This is a genomic window from Saccharopolyspora endophytica, assembly GCF_018070075.1.
Classification (GTDB): Bacteria; Actinomycetota; Actinomycetes; order Mycobacteriales; family Pseudonocardiaceae; genus Saccharopolyspora; species Saccharopolyspora endophytica.
Genome location: NZ_JAGPXE010000008.1, coordinates 44,745 through 59,076 on the forward strand (window position 1 = coordinate 44,745; position 14,332 = coordinate 59,076).

Annotated in this window: 17 protein-coding genes; 7 read left to right on the forward strand and 10 right to left on the reverse strand. The window is 70.4% G+C overall.

Annotated elements, in window-relative coordinates; all coding sequences use genetic code 11:
* Positions 1 to 52: 52 nt before the first annotated feature.
* A complete protein-coding gene (locus KBO27_RS19005; RefSeq protein WP_210971269.1) occupies positions 53 to 538 on the reverse strand; it encodes a GNAT family N-acetyltransferase in 486 nt (161 codons plus the stop codon).
* A gap of 83 nt (positions 539 to 621) precedes the next feature.
* On the opposite strand from KBO27_RS19005, the gene KBO27_RS19010 reads away from it, so the two are divergent.
* On the forward strand, positions 622 to 1,173 hold the full coding sequence (locus KBO27_RS19010; RefSeq protein ID WP_210971270.1) for a VOC family protein: 552 nt from the start codon (positions 622 to 624) through the stop codon (positions 1,171 to 1,173).
* Positions 1,174 to 1,185: 12 nt separating this feature from the next.
* Here the strand turns inward: KBO27_RS19010 and KBO27_RS19015 are convergent, their stop codons facing one another.
* The 3 genes from KBO27_RS19015 to KBO27_RS19025 form a co-directional block, all read right to left on the reverse strand.
* Positions 1,186 to 2,232, reverse strand: a complete 1,047-nt coding sequence (locus tag KBO27_RS19015) for a saccharopine dehydrogenase family protein (RefSeq protein WP_210971271.1) — start codon at positions 2,230 to 2,232, stop codon at positions 1,186 to 1,188.
* Positions 2,233 to 2,309: 77 nt separating this feature from the next.
* On the reverse strand, positions 2,310 to 2,891 hold the full coding sequence (locus KBO27_RS19020) for a TMEM165/GDT1 family protein (protein ID WP_210971272.1): 582 nt from the start codon (positions 2,889 to 2,891) through the stop codon (positions 2,310 to 2,312).
* Positions 2,892 to 3,373: 482 nt separating this feature from the next.
* Positions 3,374 to 4,942, reverse strand: coding sequence for an alpha/beta hydrolase (locus KBO27_RS19025; RefSeq protein ID WP_307870487.1), 1,569 nt, complete (start codon positions 4,940 to 4,942; stop codon positions 3,374 to 3,376).
* 194 nt (positions 4,943 to 5,136) lie between these two features.
* Between KBO27_RS19025 and KBO27_RS19030 the strand changes: the two genes are divergently transcribed.
* A complete protein-coding gene (locus tag KBO27_RS19030; RefSeq protein WP_210971467.1) occupies positions 5,137 to 5,859 on the forward strand; it encodes a maleylpyruvate isomerase family mycothiol-dependent enzyme in 723 nt (240 codons plus the stop codon).
* A gap of 70 nt (positions 5,860 to 5,929) precedes the next feature.
* Here KBO27_RS19030 and mshB read toward each other — a convergent pair whose 3' ends face one another.
* The 3 genes from mshB to KBO27_RS19045 form a co-directional block, all read right to left on the reverse strand.
* Entirely contained in the window at positions 5,930 to 6,772 is an 843-nt protein-coding gene (gene mshB, locus KBO27_RS19035; protein ID WP_210971468.1) for an N-acetyl-1-D-myo-inositol-2-amino-2-deoxy-alpha-D-glucopyranoside deacetylase, read from the reverse strand.
* A gap of 78 nt (positions 6,773 to 6,850) precedes the next feature.
* Positions 6,851 to 7,813 (reverse strand): DUF3048 domain-containing protein, encoded by a 963-nt coding sequence (locus KBO27_RS19040; RefSeq protein WP_210971273.1) that lies wholly within the window; start codon positions 7,811 to 7,813, stop codon positions 6,851 to 6,853.
* A gap of 64 nt (positions 7,814 to 7,877) precedes the next feature.
* Positions 7,878 to 8,609: a Clp protease N-terminal domain-containing protein gene (locus KBO27_RS19045; RefSeq protein ID WP_210971274.1), complete on the reverse strand. Its 732-nt coding sequence runs from the start codon at positions 8,607 to 8,609 to the stop codon at positions 7,878 to 7,880.
* Between the two features lie 105 nt (positions 8,610 to 8,714).
* On the opposite strand from KBO27_RS19045, the gene KBO27_RS19050 reads away from it, so the two are divergent.
* On the forward strand, positions 8,715 to 8,891 hold the full coding sequence (locus KBO27_RS19050; RefSeq protein ID WP_165943724.1) for a hypothetical protein: 177 nt from the start codon (positions 8,715 to 8,717) through the stop codon (positions 8,889 to 8,891).
* An 11-nt stretch (positions 8,892 to 8,902) separates the two neighbouring features.
* Positions 8,903 to 9,118 carry a hypothetical protein gene (locus KBO27_RS19055; protein ID WP_132626080.1) on the forward strand — a complete coding sequence of 72 codons (216 nt, stop codon included), beginning with the start codon at positions 8,903 to 8,905 and terminating at the stop codon, positions 9,116 to 9,118.
* 610 nt (positions 9,119 to 9,728) lie between these two features.
* Here KBO27_RS19055 and KBO27_RS19060 read toward each other — a convergent pair.
* Together KBO27_RS19060 and KBO27_RS19065 are read right to left on the reverse strand one after the other, a co-directional pair.
* A complete protein-coding gene (locus KBO27_RS19060) occupies positions 9,729 to 10,475 on the reverse strand; it encodes a D-Ala-D-Ala carboxypeptidase family metallohydrolase (protein WP_210971275.1) in 747 nt (248 codons plus the stop codon).
* A gap of 196 nt (positions 10,476 to 10,671) precedes the next feature.
* Positions 10,672 to 11,475 carry a thioesterase family protein gene (locus tag KBO27_RS19065; protein ID WP_210971276.1) on the reverse strand — a complete coding sequence of 268 codons (804 nt, stop codon included), beginning with the start codon at positions 11,473 to 11,475 and terminating at the stop codon, positions 10,672 to 10,674.
* A gap of 245 nt (positions 11,476 to 11,720) precedes the next feature.
* Between KBO27_RS19065 and KBO27_RS19070 the strand changes: the two genes are divergently transcribed.
* Positions 11,721 to 12,209, forward strand: coding sequence for a YbaK/EbsC family protein (locus KBO27_RS19070; protein WP_210971277.1), 489 nt, complete (start codon positions 11,721 to 11,723; stop codon positions 12,207 to 12,209).
* 7 nt (positions 12,210 to 12,216) lie between these two features.
* Here the strand turns inward: KBO27_RS19070 and KBO27_RS19075 are convergent, their stop codons facing one another.
* Positions 12,217 to 12,792 carry a TetR/AcrR family transcriptional regulator gene (locus KBO27_RS19075; protein ID WP_210971278.1) on the reverse strand — a complete coding sequence of 192 codons (576 nt, stop codon included), beginning with the start codon at positions 12,790 to 12,792 and terminating at the stop codon, positions 12,217 to 12,219.
* Between the two features lie 64 nt (positions 12,793 to 12,856).
* Here KBO27_RS19075 and KBO27_RS19080 point away from each other — a divergent pair, with 64 nt between their 5' ends.
* On the forward strand, positions 12,857 to 13,903 hold the full coding sequence (locus KBO27_RS19080) for a DMT family transporter (RefSeq protein ID WP_210971279.1): 1,047 nt from the start codon (positions 12,857 to 12,859) through the stop codon (positions 13,901 to 13,903).
* Positions 13,845 to 14,324 carry a class I SAM-dependent methyltransferase gene (locus tag KBO27_RS19085; protein ID WP_210971280.1) on the forward strand — a complete coding sequence of 160 codons (480 nt, stop codon included), beginning with the start codon at positions 13,845 to 13,847 and terminating at the stop codon, positions 14,322 to 14,324. The genes KBO27_RS19080 and KBO27_RS19085 overlap by 59 nt, the downstream gene beginning before the upstream one ends.
* The last annotated feature ends 8 nt before the right edge of the window (positions 14,325 to 14,332 follow it).

The window sequence follows — 14,332 nt, forward strand, 5'->3', positions numbered from 1 at the left end:
CCACCCTGACCTGCGCGGACACGCCCGAACCCAGCGGACTTCTTGCTCGGTGTCAGAAGCGCCGGTACATGACGTGGAGGCCGACGTAGCCCTGGGTCGGGTGGTGGAAGGCTTCGGGGAGGGTCGTGGCGATCTCCATGCCGAGGGACTTCCACAGCTCGACGGCGCGGGTGTTGGTCTCGACGACGGCGTTGAACTGCATCGCTCGGAATCCGTCCGCCTCGGCCCGCTCCAGCACGTGACGCCCCAGGGCGCGGCCGACACCGCGTCCGCCGGTGTCCGGGTCGACCATGAAGCTCGCGGTCGCCACGTGCGCGCCCGGCCCCTCCCGGTTCGGACCGGAGATCGCCGTTCCCAGCACCCGGCCGTCCTCGACGGCCACCACGGTCCGCCACGGCGGAGCCGGGAACCACCGCTCCCGGGCTCGCTCCTCGTCGAGGTCCCGCTCCCACGAGAACGTCTCCCCCGCAACCACGATCTTCCGCATGAACGGCCAGATCGCATCCCAATCAGCCGCTGCGGCCTCCCTGATCTCCATGCCTCCAGCCTCGACGATCGACCGCTCGGGTGCCAACCGTTTTCCGGCGCGGCTTCGGCGCCCGTTTCGGGTAGTTTCCCGGTATGCCGTTGGTGGTGGAGTTCGCTGCGCAGGAGCCGGAGTGGCTGGCGCGCTGGTGGGCCGAGGTGCTCGGCTGGAACATGGTGGGTGAGACGGAGGTGCGGCCCGACGGGCCTGGCGTCCCGCTGCGGTTCGTGCCCGCGTCCGAGCCCAAGAGCAGGCAGAACGACGTGCACCTGGACCTGCGCAGCGAGTCGCACGGCGACCAGACCCACCTCGTGGAACGCCTGTTCAACCACGGCGCGCGGTTCGCCGACATCGGGCAGAGCACCGAGGTCCCGTGGGTGGTGATGGCCGACGTCGAGGGCAACGAGCTGTGCGTCCTGGAACCGCGCAAGGTCTACGCCTTCACCGGTCCGCTGGCCGCAGTGGTCGTGGAGACCACCGACCCCCGCGAGCAGGCCAGGGCGTGGGCCGAGGAGCTCGACTACGACATCATCGCCGAGCACGGCGAGTTCGCCTCCTTGCGCCCGCCCACCGGCGAAGGCCCCTACCTGGAGTTCCTGCACAACGAGGAACCCCACCCCGGCATGCTCCGGCCGCTCTCGCACTGAGCGGGTCGCGCCTCAGGCGGGTTCGATGATCTTGACCCCGTGCAGGCGGCGGATGAAGTCCCGGCCGAAGGCGGTCGACGGGGTGTGCGCTCCCGGGGCCGGGGAGTCGGCCGCGAGGGCGTGAACCGCGCGGAGCACCGAGTCGGCGGTCATGTCGTAGGTGTCCGGCCCGATCAGGGCGGCCGACACCGAGCGCCCCGCGTCGTCGGTGGCTTCGGCGTAGACCTCGACCCAGCTGTGCGAGCGGATCCCCTTCCCCGGCCCCTTGACGAAGGCACCAATCGCGGCCTTGCCCGCCTTCTGAACGGGGGACGACCCCAGCACCGACTGGCTGATCTTCCCGAGCCCGTCGCCGAGGTCGGGGATCGGCAGCCGCGTGAACGTCGTGATCGTGCCGATGCCGGTGCTGCGGTAGGCGGTCGCCACGTCTCCCCAGGGCAGCGAGGTCACCTGGCGCGGTCCGGACGGGAACGCCACCTCGCGACGCCGCCACGCCAGCGGAACGGTGCGCAGCTCGCCGTCGACGCGGGCGCGTCCGCCGAGCGCGGCGCCCTCCAGCGCGCTCTTGAGCGTGCCGGGGCTGATCCGCCCGCCCGCCTGAAAGGCCAGGTCGAGGCTGGTGGCGCCGGGGAGCTCGGCGGAGACCATGGCGGCGAGGCAGTCGGTGGGCACCACGTCGAACCCGGCGCCGGGCAGCAGCACCACACCGGCGTCGCGGGCCTCGGCGTCGCGGGCGAAGATCGATTCGAAGACGTCGATCTCCCCGGTGATGTCCAGGTAGTGGGTGCCCGATCGCAGGCACGCCTCGACCATCGGCGCCGAGGTCGCCGAGAACGGCCCGGCGCAGTGCGCGACGACGTCGATGTCGTGCAGCATCTCGGCGACCCGCGCCGGTTCGGAGAGGTCGAAGATCCGCGATTCCAGTCCGCGCGGGGCGGCGAAGGCGGCCACCTTGCCCGGGTCGCGGCCGGCGACCACCGGGCGTTCGCCGCGCTCGACCGCCAGATCGGCCACCAATCGTCCGGTGAAGCCGTTCGCGCCGTAGATCATCCAGGTCATCGCGGGTCCTCTCGCCGTGCTCACCCCGCTAACGAACACCGCTGCGCGGAGTCACGGGTTGCCCGGCGTATCGCCGATCACCCGTTCAGCGCGATGAGGGAGTCGATGATCAGCCAGCCGCCGAAGAGGACGAACAGAGCTGTGGCGCCGTAGCGGACGGCCTTCTCCGGAAGGTGACGCCCGAGCAGCAGCCCGACGCCGATCGCCAGCGCGTCGGCCAGCACCATCCCGATCGTCGAACCGATCCAGGTGCCGAGCCAGTCGTGGTGGGTGGCGAGGGTCACGGTCGCGAGCATCGTCTTGTCACCGAGCTCGGCGAGGAAGAACGCCAGCGTCACGACCATCACCGCGGAGCCGAACCGGCGGTTGGCCTTGCGCTCCTCGTCCTCGGTGAGGTGGTCGCCGCGCAGCGTCCAGGCCGCGAAGAACAGGAAGGCGATCCCGGCGATCAGCGCGATCCACTCGGTCGGCAGCAGTTCGCCGAGACCGAATCCGAGCGCCACCGAAATGGCGTGCACGGCAGTGGTGGCGACGGTGATGCCGAGCAGCACCTGCCACCACCGATATCGGGTGGCGAACGTCATCGCCATCAATTGCGACTTGTCCCCGAGTTCTGCCACGAAAATGGCAGCGGAGCTCAAGGCAACACTACCGAGCATGGTGAGACACACCTTCCAGCAATTCCGAAGGTCTCGCCCACCTCGAACGCAAGGCTCGCGACCGGGTGCGAGAACGGCGCACCATCATGTCGACCGCGAATTCGCGGACTACTCCCCTTCAATCGAAGATGACCTTACCGAAAGCATCGGAATCGTAAAAGCGCGGGGCGCGGAGGAATTTCTATTTCCATTTCACCAAACGCGCTTTTCGGCGTCCCGCAAAGTCGAATGCGCCGGAGCGATGAGAGCGGGGTCACCGCAGGAGCCCGGAACAACACCGCGGCCCGGCCCGTTGAACCCGTTGGTCGATGCGTTCCGTGTCCCCGGGCCTCATCAACCGCCTTCGCGGAATACCGTCCGGCTGGAGCCGCGTCGCGCCTATCGCCGAGAGGCGACCGGCGCATCGACCCCTACCAATGCGAGGCCGTCGCTCCTTCTCCTCGGAGCGACGGCCTCGTCTGGTTCCTGCCACGACCCGGAGGTCAGAACGGCTGCTCGTCCGGTTGGCAGACCTCGCCGGGCCGCGGGACGCGCAGGTTGATCAGGTAGTCGGCGGCGCGGCTGTCGGCGCAGGAGCTGTCGCCGAGGATGCAGTGCCCGAAGGCGTCGACGCTGACCAGTCGCGCGTTGCCCAACTCCTTCTCCATCCGCCGGGAGAACTCGTACCGCGTCGCAGGGTCGTAGAAGTTGCCGAACAGCAGCACCGGGTGGGCCGCCCGGTTCTCCCACGGACCGCGGTGCACGTCGGGGCTGGTCGGCGGCCACTGCGAGCAGCCGGCGAGATCGCTGAACGCCTGGGTGCGGCCGAAGGTCGGCAACTCGGCCTCCCACTGCGCGGCGATGGCCGGAACCCGCTCCGGCGCCTTCGGGAACGGCTTGTCGGTGCAGTTGACCGCGAAGTACGAGTCGTCGACGTAGGACTCCTCAGCGCCACCGTCGAAGCGGTGCTTGCCGGAGGGCAGGTGCAGCACCCGCAGCAGGTCGGGGATCAGCCCCGCCCGGGGATGCAGCTGCAGGTGCAGGGCCTGCAGATCGCCGGCCAGCTGCCGGAACCGCTCCGGGTCGTACAGCGCGCTGCTGACGCCGTCGGTGAACTGGTCCAGGGCGATCTTCGAGCCGTCGGGCATGGTGATCGGACCCCGCCGCAGGACGTCGCGGATCTCGTCGAACTTCGCCCGCACGTCGCCTTCACCGAACGCGCACTTGCTCGCCTCAGCGGCGCAGCGCTGGAGGAAACCGTCCAGCGCGAGCTCGAAACCACCCGCGCGCTCCCGGTCGTGCTGCACGCCGTCGGTGGTGCGCAGCGCCGGGTCGACGTTGCCGTCGAGCACGATCGCGCGGCTGCGCTCCGGGAACGTGGCGACGTAGGTCGCGCCGAGCAGCGTTCCGTAGGAGAAGCCGACGAAGTTGAGCTGGTCGTCGCCGACTCCGGCGCGCATCAGGTCCAGGTCGCGAGCGACGTCGGCGGTGCTCATGTGCCGCTGCAGCTCGCCCGCGTTCTTCGCGCAGGCGTCGCCGTAATCGCCGTAGGCGTCCACGGTGCTGCTGATCTGCTCGCCGGTGACCGGCACCGACGACATGCGGCCCAGCACCTTCTCCGCCTGCTCGGCGTTGCCGAAGCAGCGCATCCGGGTGCTGCGGTCGATGCCGCGCGGGTCGAACCCGATGATGTCGAAGCGCTTCAGCACGGCCGGGTCGAAGCGGTCCACGGCGCCGACCGGCATGTCGAACCCGGCACCGCCGGGGCCACCGGGGTTGAGGAACAACGAGCCGATTCGTCCGGTTTGCTCGGTCGCGGCCCGGCGCATCATCGCGATGTCGACGGTTCCCCCGCCGGGATCGGCGTGATCGACCGGGACCGGGTACTTCGCGCAGCTGAACAGATGCCGTTCGGTGATCGGAACTTCGTCGAGCGCGGCCCGGTCGCACGGTCCCCAGGACACCGGTGATGCCTGCGCCACCGACGTACCCGCGACCACGGCGGTCCCCGTGACCAGCGCACTCGCCGCGACGGCCAGCGCTCTGCGTAATCGCACGCGTCGCTTCGCCACGCGCACCCTCCTCTTCTCAGCTGCTTGATCTTTCGCAGATCAAACAATCCGAAGAGGATCTTCGACACCGCAGAACGCACGAATCCTGTTTCGCGACAACACGGTTTGATAACCGTCCCAGTAGCCTCTTTCGGGTACCGATCGAGCCGAGGTGGTTTCAAATCCCCGATCCGCCCCTAGGATCACGCCGCGTGATGCCTCCGTTGAAAGCTGTTGCAGAGGGCCACCGGCGGCTGCTCGGCCTCACCGCCATGCTCACCGATGAGCAGGTGGCCGCCCCCTCGCTCCTACCGGGTTGGTCCCGCGGGCACGTGCTGGCACATCTGACCGACAACGCCCGGGCCTTCGCACGGGTCTGCTCGCTGGCGCTGAACGGCGAACTCGTCGACGCCTACGAAGGCGGGCAGGCCGAGCGCGACGCCATCATCGAAGGGCTGTCGGGCGGGAACGCCTTCTCCCACCACGACGGCCTGAACCGCCACATCGGCGTGCTGGAAGCCGTGTGGTCGCACGCCTCCCCCGCCGACTGGGAGCGCCCGGTGCGCTTCCGCAACGGCGAGCTGTCCGAGATCGTGCTGATGCGCTGGCGCGAGGTGTGGATCCACCTGGTGGACCTGGACCTGGGCGTGGGACCGCAGGAGTGGACCGAGGAGTTCTGCCACCACACCATCGAATTCCTGCTGCCCCGCCTGCCGGCGGGTGTCGCGCTGCGGCAGACCGACGGCCCGCGCCGCTGGTCCGCCGCCGGTGAGATCAGCGCCGTGGCCGACACCGAGATCACCGGCAGGGCGCAGGATTTGGCGGCGTGGCTGGCCGGGCGGCCCGCCCAGCGGCTGCCCACCGGCGACCTGCCCGACCTCGGCCCGTGGCCGCGGCCCGCCGCCCCACCCGACCGATCCCGGCTCGCCGCCGGTTAGGAGCGGCTCTGCTCGGCGGTGCCAGTGGCGGAACCGGGAACACCGGCTCCGCCGAACTCCCGAACAGCTCCTAGCCGAGGCCGGAGAACAGATCGGTCTCCCAGTCGAAGGGACCTTCGCCCGGTCCCCGCTCACCTCGGACCAGCAGGTAGTGCTCGCGGCCGAACTCGGGGTCGTTGACCATCTTCGCGAAGAAGCCGTCGTCATCGATGTTGACCTGGCTGCGGTAGGTGCGCAGGGCCGCGAGCTTGTTGGCGTGGAACTCGCGACCGTCGATCTGCGTGGTCAGGTCTTCGTCGGGGACGGTGCTCGGCTCGAAGGCGGCGACCGCCTCCTCGGACAGCAGGCCCTCGTCGACGGCGCGCTTGAGCAGCGAGCGCGGCATCGCCGTCCAGTACACCTTGGGAACGTCCCACGCCTCGCCGAGGTCCGGCTCGTAGTCCGGGTCGGCGGCGGGGCCGAGGGCACCCATGAGCGCCTTGTGGGCGGCGATGTGGTCGGGGTGGCCGTAGCCGCCGTTCTGGTCGTAGGTGACGGCCACCTGCGGGCGCTCGGCGCGCAGGACCGCGACCATCGCGCGGGTCACCTCGGCCGGGTCGGCGGTGGCGAAGGCACCCTCGGCGTTGTTGGACTCCTCCCCGGCCATGCCGCTGTCGTGGAAGCGGCCGGGGCCGCCCAGCCAGTGCTGGCGGATGTCGCCGAGCTCGACCAGGGCGCGCTCGATCTCGCCGCGCCGGTACTCCCCGAGCGCCTGGGGGTTGTCGCGCAGGTGCGCGAGGCCGTCGTCGATGACCTCGCCCAGTTCTCCGCTGGTGCAGGTCACGAGGCTGACGGTGGCGCCTTCGGCGCTGTAGCGGGCCATGGTGGCGCCGGTCCCGGTGGCCTCGTCATCGGGATGGGCGTGAACCAGCAGCAAACGGCGATCGCTCATGTAATCCGAGAGTAGCGACTGACACCGACAGGGGCGGGCGATGTGGCGTTCGTCGCGCGCTCACGGGGCCTTCGGCACGAGCACGACCCACACCTGGCCGGGCGCGAACGACATCGGCTCCCCCGCCTCGGTGGTGAACGACGTGCCCGCTTCCGGCGCCGGGCGGTTCCAGTGGGCGTTGAACTTCAGCCCGTCGCGCAGCACCACGGCCCGCCCGCCGCCGACGGTCTCGGCGAACGGCGAGACGTTGCCCGACACGTCCTGGAACGGTGAGCTGAAGACCGGGACCTCTTGCAGCACAACGGTGCTCGCGGCCCCGCGGCCGCTGTCGGTGGTCACGTAGGGCCGCCCGTCCATCGACACCAGCCAGCGCCCGCCGTCCCAGTCGAAGCCGACGCGCGCGAAGCGGTAGGCGATCTCCTCGTGGCCGGTGGGCACCCCGCCGGCCGCCGGGGCGGGTCCGAACACCAGCGGCGAGGCCGGCGACCAGCCGGCGCCGAGCGGCAGCCGGTCGGTCCGGGCGAACAGGTTGTGCGGAGCCACGCCCGAACCCCGGTAGAAGGCACCGGGAACCGTCTGCTGCGAGGCGTTGTTGACCGAGGACCGCCCGATCTCGGGCAGCAGTTCCGGCGCGGCGCCGGAGAAGGCGAGCGTGGGTCTGCCGAACTGGGGAAGCAGGCGCAGGTCGGTCTGCCGAGCGCTGCGCACCGGACCGACCACGGGCGGTGTGCGCGAGGCGAAGATGCCGATCAAGCGGCTGATCCCGGCCTCGACCGGTTCGACGTAGATCACGTCGGCGGCACCGGTCCCGGTGTGCGGGCGCGCCTGCGGGGCGTTGTCGATCTTGACCGCGAGCACCGGAGGTCCGGGCGGCGGTGGCGGTGGCGGCGGCGGTTCAGGTGCGGGTTGCGGCACCGGGTCGATGATCGGCAACGACACGGTCTCGGTCGGCTGCAGCGCCAGTCCCGCGACGACCAGCAGACCTGCCGACACCAGGGTGCCGATCACGCGCAAAACCCACATCGCCCCTCCACCGCGTAGCCTCACCCGGCCTGCGGAGGAGAACAAGCGGCCGAACGGCCCAGCTTCAGGGCTGCCGGCGCACGATCTCCTCGACGATGGCGGTGATCCGGGATTCGGACGTCCGCTTGTCGATGCCGAAGCCGGACAGGAGGCCGTCGCCGTCCTCGTGCTCCAGCAGCGCGAGCAGGACGTGCTCGGTGCCGACGTAGTTGTGGCCGAGCCGCAGGGCCTCGCGGAGGGTCAGTTCCAGGACCTTCTTCGCGGAGGCGTCGAAGGGGATCAGCGCGGGCATGGTCTCGACGCCGTCGGGAAGCGCGGCCGCGGCGGCCTCGCGGACGGCCTCGAGGTCGGCGCCCTGGGCCTGGATCACCTTGGCGGCCACGGCCTCCGGCTCGCCGAGCAGGCCGAGGACCAGGTGCTCCACCCGGATCTCGTCGTTGCGGGCCTCGTGCGCGGCTCCCTGCGAGAGCACGACGACGTTGCGCGCGCGTGGGGTGAACTTGCTGAAACCGGCGCCGGAGTCGAGGCCGGGGTCGTCAGAGCCCTTGGCCACGAAGCGCTTCTGCGCGGCCTGCTTCGACACTCCCATGCTGTGCCCGATGTCGGTCCAGGACGCGCCGGACCGGCGGGCCTGGTCGACGAAGTGGCCGATGAGGTGGTCGGCGAGCTCGCCGAGGTGGTCCGCGACGATGACCGCCCCTTCCAGCTGGGAGAGCGCGTCGTCGTTGGCCTTCTTGATCCCCTCGATGAGGTCGTCCAGTCGGATGGTTCCCGGGATCTGCCGCTTGTCCGTCATGCGTCAACCATAGGTTGACGTTCGCCGATTCGTCAACCGTTGGTTGACGAAATCGACGGGGTGAACCACCCGGAGGTAGCGTCGGAGCGACGGAGGTGAGCGCGGATGTCCGAGGAAGAGGACTCGGAATGCCGAGGGTGCAGCGGCACGGGCAACATCAAGGTGGCCCGGCGGTTCCTGGCGCTCGACACCGGCGAGGTGTCCACGGTGATGGCCTTGGGGCGCTGCCCCTACTGCCGGGAAACCCCGGGCCGACAGCGAGGTGGCGGGCCGCCCGTGTGAGGATCAACCCCATGTCGGACGAGGGTGGCGACGACGCCGGTATCGAGGCCAACGGGCCCAACGCCCTGTGCTTCACCTGCGGCGGCCTCAAGAAGATCAGCGATCCGCGCCTGTACATGATCCAGGCGACGGAGGAGATGCAGACCGGCATGACCATGGCCGAGTGGCGCACCTGCCCCCAGTGCACGGGCAAGGGCTACATCCGAGGCATCGAACCCCCCGCTTGAGCGGCGAATCCGCCCTTTTTCGGGAAGCGGCCGCGCATTTCGGCGCTGAAGGTGAACGGGCCGGATCGGAGGTTGGGGGGAATCACTCCGTCCGGCCCGCTCAATCCCCACTGGGGATTCACGAGCCGGGACCCCGGGGGAACAGGGTCCCGCCTCGTTTCCGCTGACCGGGGGTCCGACTGGGGGTTCGGTCCGCGCCCGGTCAGGGCGGGCCGCGCGGTGGAGCGGGGCGGCCCGCGTCTCCGCTCCCCACGCCAGCGGCGCACGACGAGGAGCGGAGGTCTGGGGAGGCAGGGTCGTACACCGGTCCACCGCTGTCGGGCGCGGCGAACCGCGGTCGGCAGTTCGTGGTGACGGCGGGAGCGGCGTTGCGCACCTGTCCGGGTGGCCGGCTTCCCGCGGATCGCTCCCAACGACACCGTGGAAGCTTCAACCAGTATGTCGGACATGGCGCGGAGTTGTTAGCGATGACCGCGGATAGTCGCGTCACACGTCATGCCCGCCACACCCGCGTAACACCTCTCCGTCATCGCGCGAACACCTGTCGTTCGCCTACCGATGCAGCGCGGGCACCCGGCGAACCCGGGTGCCCGCAGCGCGAAAGCGCTTGTCAGAGACCGCAGTCCGGCGCCGACCAGGTGTCGGCTCCACCGGCGACGTGCACGTGGTCGTCGTGGCCGGGGTAGCCCGGTCCGAGGATCTCCCCGAAGCCGTGGTCGCGGGCCTGCAGCGCCAACGCGCAGAAGCCCTGCGATCCGGCGCCGAGGTCGGCGGCGTCGCCGTAGAGGTGGCGGCTGTTCGGGGCGCCGCCGACGGAGTCGTTGCAGGAGACGCTGCGGAAGCCGCCGTTGACCTGGATCGCCGCGTCACCCATCGCGTGCCGCATGGCCTGCAGCTTCCACATGGTCACCAGCGCGTTGGCCTTGGCCTCGTCGGCCGAGAGCTTGCCGCCGGACCAGTCGGAGTTGCAGGTGTTGAGCTCGGAGTAGTCGAAGTTGACCGGCGAGCAGTCGTCGTCCTGCAGCTCGTAGATCTTGGCGAAGGTCGACTCGCCGGCGACGCCGTCCGCGGGCAGGCCGTAGGCCTGCTGGAACCGGACGACGGCGTCCTTGGTGCCGGGGCCGAAAACGCCGTCGATGGCGAGGCTTCCGCCGCTGCCGGGGTACCCGGCCACCCTGATCTGCAGGTTGCGCACGTCGTCACCGGAGGCGCCCTCGCTCAGGGTCTTGCTCCAGGAGTAGCAGCCGTCGGCGGTCGGCGCGGGAGCGGCCGGGGCCGAGACCGCCACGGGCGCGACGAAGGATGCGACGGCACCGGCCACGAGGGCGGCGGTCACACCGGCTAATCGGGTCTTCATGCGGGACACCTCTCGCTGCAAAGGATCATCTGCAGCTGCGGATACTCCCGGAAGAGACCGGCGAACTCGACGCTCTGTCAGGAATTCACCACAAAAGCCACGCTCCGGTCGAATCCCGCCGTCCAGACGGCCGACCCGCCGCGGCACAGGCGGCCCACGCCCCACCCCGCAGCAACCCCTAGCGCGGGGCGCCGCTTCAGGTCGCCAGGGGACGCACGGTGAGGATCTGCTCGGCGTGACCCACCGGACCGCGGACGTCGTGCAGATCGGTGCTGGTCAAGCCCTGACCGCTGGATCCGAAGGTGACCCGGGTGTCGAGACCGGTCCAGTCGCCCTCGGGCTGGCGGTGGAGGTGGATGGTCAGGTCGACGTTGGGGAACATCCACTCGGTGGGTTCCTGGCGCACGGCGATGCCGTTGGCGGTGTCGATCAGCGCGACGAACGAGGCGAGCGGGCTGACCTCCTCGCCCTCGACGAGGGCGTGGCCGGTGGTCACCCACGCGGTGGTGCGCCCGGGCTGCGGCCGACCGACGACGCGGGTGTGCAGCGACTCGATGAAACCGCCGGACCACACCGAACCCATCGCCCACGGCTCCAACTGCTCCGGCGGGGTCAGCGCGTCCGGCCCGCCACCGGCGACGACGTCGGTGTCCACGGCCGCCAGCAGCCAGGCGCGCGCCCGCACGACGGCCCGCCCGCCGATGACGACGGTGGCCTCGGTGAGCTCGATCGTCTTGCCCGGCCGGACGGTCTCGACGTGGACGTCGAACTCCTCCAGCGCGATCTTGCCGAGGATGTCGAAGCTGATCCGGCTCATCAGCAGCTCCGGACGCCCCTCAGCGGCCCGGGCCTGCTCGATGGCGTGCACGATGAGGCCACCGAGGGGGCTGAAGTGCTGCTCATCGGCCCGCCAAGCCCCACCCACGTGAGCGGTCGGCTTGTACCGGCCCTCCCCGGTGCGCTCGAAGTACCCGGACCTGTCGCCAACCGTCTCGACCAACGAACTGCGCTCCCCCGTTCAGCGGAATGTGCCGCCCCAGGATATGGGCCAACAGCACCCGCAAAACCCAAACAGGACCGGAATCACGACGGGCGGGCAGGTACAGCGAAACCTACGACCTCAACACAGCGTTTCGTACATCCAGATGTAAGTTTCGCTGCATCAGGGGTGAACCTTTCGCTGTGCCGACGGGCCCGTCCGAGGGAGTCAGCAGCACGACCTGACGCCGAGAGGAGTCGTCGCGGATGATCGATTACCAGCACCTGCCCGAGCGGAGTCGGGTCGTGCAGCAGCAGCTGTCGGACGCGGGGGTGACCGCCCAGGTGCGCGAACTGCCCGACTCCGCGCGGACCGCCGCCGAGGCGGCCGCCGCGCTCGGATGCGAGGTCGGCGCGATCGCCAGCAGCCTCCTGTTCCTCGCCGACGAGCAGCCACTGCTCGTGATGACCAGCGGGCGCCACAGGGTCGACACCGACCTCCTCGCCGAGAACGTCGGCGCCCGCGAGATCCGGATGGCCTCCGCGAAGCAGGTCCGCGCTGTGACCGGCCAAGCCATCGGCGGCGTGGCGCCGGTGGGGCACCCGGCGCCCGTGCGCACGGTCATCGACGAGGCGCTCAGCGACTACTCGACGATCTGGGCCGCCGCCGGCACGCCGCACACCGTCTTCCCGCTCGACCTCAACCAGCTCATGATGCTCACCGGCGGCGAGAAGGTTCAGGTCGCGACCGATTGAGCAGGCCTCACCTCTCCCCGACCAGGACGCGGATCGTCTCCCTCGCCTCGTCGAAGGCGTCCGTCATCCCACCGACGGTGAGGTTGACCATGGCCCCCTCGTAGACCATGTGGACCCGGGCCCCGAGGGTTTCCGCGTCGGGAACCCCGGATTCGGCGAGCAGGGCGACGAACTTCGCGCGGGCGCGGCGCTTGCCCTCGCGCAGCACGTCACGGCCGGGGTGGTCGCTCTCGCCGAGTTCGGCGTGGGCGTTGACGAACGCGCAGCCCCTCCTGCTGCCCGCCCACCACGCCTCCTCGGCGTCGAGCACGGCCAGCACCCGGTCGAGCCCCGACTCGGGGCGATGAGCGCGCATCCACTCATCGAGGAACTCCTCCCAGCGCTGCTCGCGACGCCTGAGGTAGGCCGCGACCAGGGCGTCCTTCGAGCCGAAGCGGTCGTAGAGGGTCTTCTTGGTGGTGCCCGCCTCCTCGGCGATCAGGTCGACCCCGACCGCGCCGATGCCTCGCTCGTAGAACAGCACCCCAGCGACTTCGAGGATCTTCCTCCCCGCGGGCGTGTCCGGATTCGCCGTCCTCGCCATCATCACTCCCTCGCCTGCCAACAGGACACTGCGAGTATACCGACCGGTATGGTTACTTAGCGACATGCGAGCACTGCTTCCGATCGCCTTCGTCGTCTTCTGGAGTTCCGGTTTCGTCGGCGCGGGCATGGCGGCCGGCACCGGCGCCTCCGCCAACACCAGCCTGTTCTGGCGCTACGCGGCGACGGCCGCGATCTTGCTGGTCATCGCGGTGGCGAGACGCCGCAGGTACGGCCGCGCGTTCCTGATCCGCGAGACCGTGCTGGGGGTGCTCGGCCACGCCGTCTACCTCTCCGGCGTCTTCCACGGCGCGTCGCTCGGCGTTCCGGCCGGCACCAGCGCGCTGATCGCCTCGCTGCAACCGGTGCTCGTCGCGGTGATCAGCAGCAGAGCCGCGCACGAATCCCTCGGAGCGCGAAGGGTTCTCGGCCTCGCCGCCGGGGTCACCGGTGTCGGGCTGGTGGTCGTGGCCGACATCGGCGCGGGAGGGGGTGTGCTCGGCGTTCTCGCGGTCGTCGCGGGCATGGTCGCCCTGACCGCCGCGACGCTGCTCGGCGACCGCCGACCCCGCCCCAGCGGCTACGACCTGCTCGACTCGCTGACCGTGCAGTCCGCCGCCGCCTTGGCGGGCTTCGCCCTCGTCGCCGCCGCGGGCGGCGGATTCGTCCCGCCCGCCGCACCGGAGTTCTGGACCGCCGTCGCGTTCCTGGTCCTGCTCCCCTTCGTCGGCGGCTACGGCTGCTACCTGCTGGTCCTGGACCGATCGGGGTCGGTCGCCGTCAGCGCCCTGCTGTTCCTGACCCCGGCGGTCGCCGCGACCTGGAGCGCCCTCGCCCTCGATCAGCCCTTCCAGCTCACCACGATCCCCGGCTTCCTCCTGGCCCTGATCGGAGTCCTCGCCCTCCGCAGGAACGATGACCGCGGCGCGCCGGTCCGGACCAAAGCCTCTGGTCGCTCGGTGGGCGCGGGCACATGCTTCGTCCATGACGGAACTCCTGCCGAGCGCGGTGTCGAGCGAGCGGGTGTCCGGGCCGCTGGAGCGGTTCAAGACGTTGGTCGGGCGACGGGCGTCCGGCCGGGTCCTCGACATCGGCGCGAGCAACCCCGATGATCTGCCCTCCCACGCGCACCTCTGCCACCTGGCGCTCGTCGGAGCGGGCGAGGTCCGGGACTCCGAACTCCCGTTGCACGCGGAGAAGGTCGACGCCGCACCGGAAGACCTCCCGTTCCCGGACAGGTCTTTCGACGTCGTGGTCTGCCGCTTCGCGCTCACCCGCGCGCAGCGTCCGGCCCTCGCGACGCGGGAGATCGCCAGGGTGCTCCGCCGGACCGGGCAACTGCTGTTCCTGGACACCGCCGCCACCACGCGGCTCGACGTCGACGCCCTGATGCACCTCCGGCACGGCGGCCTCATCACGCACGACGTCGACTGGTCCTGGCCCCGCTCGAAACCACCGCTGGTGCAGGGCGTTGCGACGCACCCCGCTCCGCAGTACGTGCGCGAGATCGCGTGGCTGCGCGGAGCGACATGAGGAGGGAA

What these genes read in the sequence shown, in the direction of transcription:
- KBO27_RS19030 (WP_210971467.1), top strand. Translation starts at nt 5,137, where the DNA reads ATGCCTCCGTTGAAAGCTGTTGCAGAGGGCCACCGGCGGCTGCTCGGC.
- KBO27_RS19070 (WP_210971277.1), top strand. Translation starts at nt 11,721, where the DNA reads ATGATCGATTACCAGCACCTGCCCGAGCGGAGTCGGGTCGTGCAGCAG.
- KBO27_RS19055 (WP_132626080.1), top strand. Translation starts at nt 8,903, where the DNA reads ATGTCGGACGAGGGTGGCGACGACGCCGGTATCGAGGCCAACGGGCCC.
- KBO27_RS19060 (WP_210971275.1), bottom strand. Translation starts at nt 10,475, where the DNA reads ATGAAGACCCGATTAGCCGGTGTGACCGCCGCCCTCGTGGCCGGTGCC.
- KBO27_RS19050 (WP_165943724.1), top strand. Translation starts at nt 8,715, where the DNA reads ATGTCCGAGGAAGAGGACTCGGAATGCCGAGGGTGCAGCGGCACGGGC.
- KBO27_RS19015 (WP_210971271.1), bottom strand. Translation starts at nt 2,232, where the DNA reads ATGACCTGGATGATCTACGGCGCGAACGGCTTCACCGGACGATTGGTG.
- KBO27_RS19005 (WP_210971269.1), bottom strand. Translation starts at nt 538, where the DNA reads ATGGAGATCAGGGAGGCCGCAGCGGCTGATTGGGATGCGATCTGGCCG.
- KBO27_RS19010 (WP_210971270.1), top strand. Translation starts at nt 622, where the DNA reads ATGCCGTTGGTGGTGGAGTTCGCTGCGCAGGAGCCGGAGTGGCTGGCG.
- KBO27_RS19075 (WP_210971278.1), bottom strand. Translation starts at nt 12,792, where the DNA reads ATGGCGAGGACGGCGAATCCGGACACGCCCGCGGGGAGGAAGATCCTC.
- KBO27_RS19045 (WP_210971274.1), bottom strand. Translation starts at nt 8,609, where the DNA reads ATGACGGACAAGCGGCAGATCCCGGGAACCATCCGACTGGACGACCTC.
- KBO27_RS19020 (WP_210971272.1), bottom strand. Translation starts at nt 2,891, where the DNA reads ATGCTCGGTAGTGTTGCCTTGAGCTCCGCTGCCATTTTCGTGGCAGAA.
- KBO27_RS19080 (WP_210971279.1), top strand. Translation starts at nt 12,857, where the DNA reads ATGCGAGCACTGCTTCCGATCGCCTTCGTCGTCTTCTGGAGTTCCGGT.
- KBO27_RS19040 (WP_210971273.1), bottom strand. Translation starts at nt 7,813, where the DNA reads ATGTGGGTTTTGCGCGTGATCGGCACCCTGGTGTCGGCAGGTCTGCTG.